This is a genomic window from Saccharibacillus qingshengii (genome assembly GCF_013185195.1).
Taxonomy (GTDB): Bacteria; Bacillota; Bacilli; order Paenibacillales; family Paenibacillaceae; genus Saccharibacillus; species Saccharibacillus qingshengii.
In genome coordinates this window covers 1-5,796 of record NZ_JAAZWC010000059.1, presented here as the reverse complement: position 1 = coordinate 5,796, position 5,796 = coordinate 1, and the positions used below count along the sequence as shown (strand labels likewise).

The window sequence follows — 5,796 nt, the reverse complement described above, 5'->3', positions numbered from 1 at the left end:
ATTGGTGCGATTATAAAAATTATAAGATACTCCATGACTATGAGATCCCAAAAAGTCGCTACTTACTGCATGAGATACGCCGGCGATATAGTAATCCTTTATTGGGCCGGTACGGACAACCACAGTATTGGCATAACCGCCGGGCATAATCAGATAACTATCTACCGGAGGCATCAAATTAACGGATTCGGTACTAGTACGACCATAACGATAACCACCCGCAATATTTACTGTAGGTTCTTCGAAAATCAACATACTTGCAAAAGCATTTGACCAATAATCAACTACTTCGGCAGACAAAGTCATGACCTTGTCGCCTGCTGCAACAGCAGCATTATAACTATCGACGACAGCTTTTTTCATGGTGTCCTGCCCCCAAGCCCAAGTAGCCGACGCATAAGCCATCGCCTGTTCGGATTGTTTGGTATAGCCAAAAACTTCCATGCCTACAGCCCCGATCGCAACAACGCCTACAAAAGCACCCAACGCAGCCTCCGGCGCAAGCAAGACAGGTATTGCAGCGTTCGCGTTTGGCGTAAAAGTAGATCCAATTAAAGTTACAACTATCAAAATACAGGCGACTGTCCGTCTAAAAAAAAGAGGCAGCCGTTTACGGCTACCCTGTACATATTGCATAAAAATCCCTCCGATGATGTGGCCGCTTATTCGGTTGAGCGACTTTTTTATTTTTTTTGGTTTTTTAAATCAGGAAGGCGTATTACTTAGCGAACTTTTTGATAACTTTAAAACCGATACCCACGCCGAGGATGGCTGCTGCGATCGGGACGGCAATAGGCATCGCCGCCGTAAGACCTGCTGTTACTTCGCTGGTGAAACCGCCGAAAAGTGTTGCGTAATCAATCAATCCTGCTGCTGGCATATTTTTTTTCCTCCATTTGTTGTCATACTCAACCGAATAGGACGCCACATCATCAGCCGCGCTGCCGCGCGCAGCCGGCTCCGGTCGGGGCCCCTGCCCCACCCCTGCGCCGGCTGCGCGCTATGCGCTATTGATAAATTTTCGTACGAACGCTATGGGTAGCGCCAAAAACTTGGGCATAGCCACTATAGATACTCCCGTTGCAAAGCCATAGGACAAAACTGCGAGATAGTCAGTCAGCATTATGCGTGGAACCACCCTTCGAGCAGACTACGGGTAAACTGTATGCCGGCGACGAGAGCAATGCCAAAAATCAGAGTCAAATGGGCATTGTCTACAGCGCCGTGTAAATCTTTAATTGATTGCAAGATTTGAGGATCTTCAAGTACCGTTGTGCTCGTCGTGGTCGTAACGGGTTGAGGATCAGGATCAGCTGGAGGGATAATTTCCGTCGGAGTCGTTTCAGTCGGAGCCGTTTGGATCGGAGGACTTTCCGGTGCAGGCGCTTCGGCTGCCGTTGCCGGATCAGCCGGTTGTTGCGAGTCGGTGGACGATACCGGTACAGTTTCCGTGTCGGTCTCCGACGCAACCGGGATTGTTCCGGTGTCATCGGTCAAAAGCGATCGCCTACCATAACCATCATGCCGACTGCATCACGGGTCTTCCAGGACAACAATTGTCCGGTAAACGTCTCCGGAGTAAACAAATCGTAAGATTCGACCTGATCGCCTTCAAGCCGGATTGTGATAAGTGTCTTTTCACCGGGTTGGGCAAGGAGAAGTTCAGTCGATGTTTTAATAGCGCCACCGTCCATTTCCTTCTTTTTCAGTTCCTTGCTGGTGATTGTTCCATCTACTGTAACGATCATCTTTTTTTATCTCCTTTATACGAACGTATATTCAGTACTTCATTATTATATGCAAAAGGGCCCGGGTCGTCTACCCTATTTTTTTACTATTTTTCAGAAATTTTTTTTCTAAAATGATCCTTAAGCAATGTTTCAACGAGAGCAGTATAATTTTCGATCGAACGCAACTCGTCAATCAGCTTTTTCGGCAAACGAATGGTGATAAGTTCCTTTCGTTCGTCCGGATCGACCCGGCGTCTTCCCATAAATGTTTTTCCTCTCTTAAGAAAAAAAGCTACCTTTGGGGTAGCTTCGCTTGCTGAAAGTCCATTTTCATATCAGGCGAGTTATGTTATATTGTTTTTGGAAACCCCGTTCGCCAATGGGTATATTTTTATTTAGTTTGTTGGACTTTCCGCAAGCCAAGATTCGTCAGGGCGTCCTCAAAGCCGTCCTGCTCGATCTGTTCCAACAGGCGTACACGTAATTTATTCTGTACGATGTAACGCCAGTCCTTCCAGTCGAGTGCGCCGAGCCAATCGGCCTGCTCGACTTTTTCTGTTGCAATTTGTTCATCTGTTTTTTCTTCTACAGCAAAACGTTGCTTCAGACCCCTACTCCAATGCAACTGATGTTTACCCTTAACAGCTAAAGCATATTCCTTGAACCGGTCTGCATATTCTAGATCGCCATCTTCTGCAATAACACGGAGAAAATCAAAAGGTGTTAAGCTGCCGATCCGACCGCGCTTTATATTTGCCTTAGTCATTTCACTATCTGTTCCCCATTGCTTATCCATCAGATCTCCCCACTTGCCTATGTACGTGGAAGCTTCCTTCGCATCGTCCATCTTCAAGCCATGTTCACGACTACAGCTTAAATTATTTTCTTCACATGCTGCCGACCACATACGATAAAAACGATCTTCCAAATCATGGCGTTCCCAAGGCTCGATCTCGTTGTCATGGAGAAGTAACAAATGTATATGAGGATGCCAACCGTTAGAACCATATGTGATCTCAAAAGCCCGTATAGAACCAATAAGACCAATTTCCTTTCGAATAAAATGAAATTTCTCTGTTTTAGCGAAAGCTTGCATTGCTCCAGAAAGTGAAGAAAGCAGATCCTTAAGCTTGTCTCGATTAGAGTGACTGAAAGTTAAAGTAAGCATAGTACATTCACCACCGAGGTCAATGTGACCCCTGAAAACCTTCTTCAATTCTGATCGGCGTCGCTCTGATATTTTAGCCGCACAGACCGGACAAACCCATACGCTGCCGCAAACCATTAGACCGCCGTAAAAAGCTTTCTGCGTCTTAAGATGCTTATAAACATCTACATCCCCGTATTTCTGAATTTGGTGCCGCAAGCAAATGCCAACTCGATTGTTAGGCAAAACATACTTGGCAGCAGCCTGCATCTGATACCTCAAAAACCGTTCGTCAATTTTCGGGGTTAATACGGGGTTTACTCCGATTTCCTTCATCGGACACCCCTTTTCCTCATTTCGACCCGAGCGTAATTTCGTAATGTTTACCAAGGACAAGGACGAGAAAATGTATCACGGTTGTGTACCCCTTTCGTCCGTCTCCCTTGTCCGCCTTTAAAACCGTGGTAAAAGGGTGACGCTATTCTGACTTTTTCACTATCTGTAGAATCCGGAACAGTACATTGTATCTTGTGACAAAGTGGCCGCGTGGATCCGCAGCACATCGTTTACTCCTGGAACCGGTTTGCCGTCCGCATCAAGGTATAAATGGGGGATATATCCCCCAAACCCCCGATGGGATCAAAAAATTAAAAGCTCACGACGACGATCATCATCACCATCAGCAATAATCCGGAAATATTCGGCAACTGAATCGACCTTACGAGAAGCAACGAGATAATCGATATGCCGCCACTGTTCTTCGGGCAGCTTAATACCTACAACTCGACGATAGCCATCAAGAGAAGGACGACCTGCACCAGGACGTAAACCACCATTCTTCGGCTGCTTCAAAAAACGCCCTTGAGCATCCCTTTTCTGCACCAAATCACTCACCGCCTAAACTGATTTTTGCTACATAATTCAGTTTAGCATACTATTCTGATTTTAGCTACACTTATTATTAAAAGGTCAGATCTCCGGCCAACCTGGCCTCCCGATCTGATCGCTGACGCTCCCTCCCTATCAAAAAGTCTTAAAACGGCTACGCCTGACTTTTCCCGGTCGTCCGAGTCTGCTCTAAACGATGACGATAAAGAAAAGCACTTCGACGATGACAACCGCCCACAACAAAACGGAAAGTCCAAGCAGCGCGAAAACCGTTGCTGTCTCCGGTCCGGACAACGTTTGATCTTTCATCGGGCAACCTCCTCTACCGGATCCGCGAGATCCTTCTGCATTTGAGCAAGCATTTCCGGATCGAACAGCTTCATGGTGTCATAGCGTTTAGCGACCCAAGGCAGCAACAGATGAAATCGGACCTGCCCTTTGAAATCGGCAGCCAACCACTTTTTGATGGTGACAAAGACCGGCAGAGGCAAAAATTTAAACCAGGCAAAGTTATTGAGCTTGGCGTGCTGCACATCGTGCTCGATAATCGACCGCATCTGCCGATCCATCATCCGGATCTCCTGGGCGATAAACGTGATGTCATACCCCCATTTCCGGGAGTTGACAATAAACTTAATCCACTTCATCCGAGTATTGCCTTTTGCGTTCCAGTCCCGCGCGTTAAAATACACAGCAGCCTCGTCAAGGATCAACAACGCACTGCCTTCTTTCCCCACCCATCCGTTACGGATCGACAACTCCATAAGATAATCGGGAGTCTCCAACTGTTCATCCTCCACGTAAAAAAATCGCTTATCGACGCCCTTTTTACGCTGCCGATCGCTAAAAGTAATCGCAAAATTTGCGACCACCGAATTTTTGCGACGATACGACAATTTGTCGATCGCGTCTTTGACGGCGTGATAAGACTTGCCGGATCCGACCGATCCGGAATATAGCTGCAATGCCATGATAGGCCTCCTTAGTTGATATAGCGTACAAAGCGTAACGCCCACCTGACGACGTACCAGAGAGCAACAGCCGCGACGTACGCAGCCATAATCCCGGCCAGAGCGTTGAAGGGGATAAAGTAGTTAATCATGCCCATGTAAGGCCCGAGATTGCCCATATCCCAAGCAAACGGAGTCTTAGGCAGCAGACCGAGCAATCCGGACACGAGCGATCCGATCGCCGAGATAATGCCATTGATGATATCCGTCATTGCGCACCTCCAAGCAATCTACGAGTCGCAAAGACCAGGCCGAGCAAAACAGCAATAATGATCCCGCTGCGTATCAGCAAGATATTGTCCGTAACCATCCGGGGCAAGGTAATGACCATCTTTTCGCCGTAAAAATCAGCCTCAATCCGAGGGACAACCGGAGCCGCCACCATGAGATCCACCAAGCGTTTGACGTCCCACGGGAGCGAAAAAGGAAAAGTGTTGGTAAAGGCTGCCGGCAAGCCGGTGATCGGCGCCCAATTGATTTTGCCGATGACTGTATCCAATGGAGGATTGGCCGTGTCGGTCTCGGTCTTGACCGCCTCACCGGTCCGAACGTTGACCAATGTCGCCGGGATCGCAGAGGCACCAACTCCAATCTGACCAACCGGCACAGCAACTACCGGATTACCCGCAGCGTCAAGTATAGGAACCCCGGCTGCATCAGTAGCAATACGAGGCTTAGGTACGGATTTGACCCGTACTTGATCGGGAGCGTACACCTTACCGGTTCCATCGGCAAGTGTACCATCATCTCGCATTTGTACATCAACCCCAGGATTTGCAGTCGGCGTATAAATAAAATCCTGTCCAGTCGGTAAAGGCAAAGAAACCGGATAAGCATCACGTACACGTGGCAAAGTATCTTTAAAAAAATTATCTACCGCTGGTGCAGGTATAGTGCCAGTAACGCCAGCAATAGATTTAGCAACAGCTATCCCCTCTAATACATGCTCATTGGTGCGATTATAAAAATTATAAGATACTCCATGACTATGAGATCCCAAAAAGTCGCTACTTACTGCATG

The 5,796-nt window shown here is 47.5% G+C and carries 9 protein-coding genes; all 9 read right to left on the bottom strand.

All coding sequences use genetic code 11. The features are described 5' to 3' along the window. The coding region (locus HRQ60_RS23055; protein ID WP_172200905.1) for a hypothetical protein at positions 1–636 on the bottom strand (636 nt) is incomplete at its 3' end. An 82-nt stretch (positions 637–718) separates the two neighbouring features. Beyond that, the gene (locus HRQ60_RS23050) at positions 719–880 is read right to left on the bottom strand and encodes a hypothetical protein (RefSeq protein WP_172200903.1); all 162 of its coding nucleotides are present in this window, start codon (positions 878–880) and stop codon (positions 719–721) included. A 242-nt stretch (positions 881–1,122) separates the two neighbouring features. Further along, the gene (locus tag HRQ60_RS23045; RefSeq protein WP_172200901.1) at positions 1,123–1,497 is read right to left on the bottom strand and encodes a hypothetical protein; all 375 of its coding nucleotides are present in this window, start codon (positions 1,495–1,497) and stop codon (positions 1,123–1,125) included. Beyond that, positions 1,494–1,748 (bottom strand): hypothetical protein, encoded by a 255-nt coding sequence (locus HRQ60_RS23040; protein ID WP_172200899.1) that lies wholly within the window; start codon positions 1,746–1,748, stop codon positions 1,494–1,496. The genes HRQ60_RS23045 and HRQ60_RS23040 overlap by 4 nt, the downstream gene beginning before the upstream one ends. 373 nt (positions 1,749–2,121) lie before the next feature. Next, complete coding sequence (locus HRQ60_RS23035; protein ID WP_172200897.1) at positions 2,122–3,213, bottom strand: protein rep; 1,092 nt, start codon at positions 3,211–3,213, stop codon at positions 2,122–2,124. Positions 3,214–3,516: 303 nt separating this feature from the next. Beyond that, positions 3,517–3,762 carry a hypothetical protein gene (locus tag HRQ60_RS23030; RefSeq protein ID WP_172200895.1) on the bottom strand — a complete coding sequence of 82 codons (246 nt, stop codon included), beginning with the start codon at positions 3,760–3,762 and terminating at the stop codon, positions 3,517–3,519. Between the two features lie 308 nt (positions 3,763–4,070). Beyond that, on the bottom strand, positions 4,071–4,736 hold the full coding sequence (locus tag HRQ60_RS23025) for a zonular occludens toxin domain-containing protein (RefSeq protein ID WP_172200892.1): 666 nt from the start codon (positions 4,734–4,736) through the stop codon (positions 4,071–4,073). A gap of 11 nt (positions 4,737–4,747) precedes the next feature. Then, the gene (locus HRQ60_RS23020; RefSeq protein WP_172200889.1) at positions 4,748–4,987 is read right to left on the bottom strand and encodes a hypothetical protein; all 240 of its coding nucleotides are present in this window, start codon (positions 4,985–4,987) and stop codon (positions 4,748–4,750) included. After that, positions 4,984–5,796: hypothetical protein (locus tag HRQ60_RS23015; RefSeq protein WP_172200886.1), on the bottom strand; the 813-nt coding region annotated here is incomplete at its 5' end. The genes HRQ60_RS23020 and HRQ60_RS23015, both read right to left, overlap by 4 nt.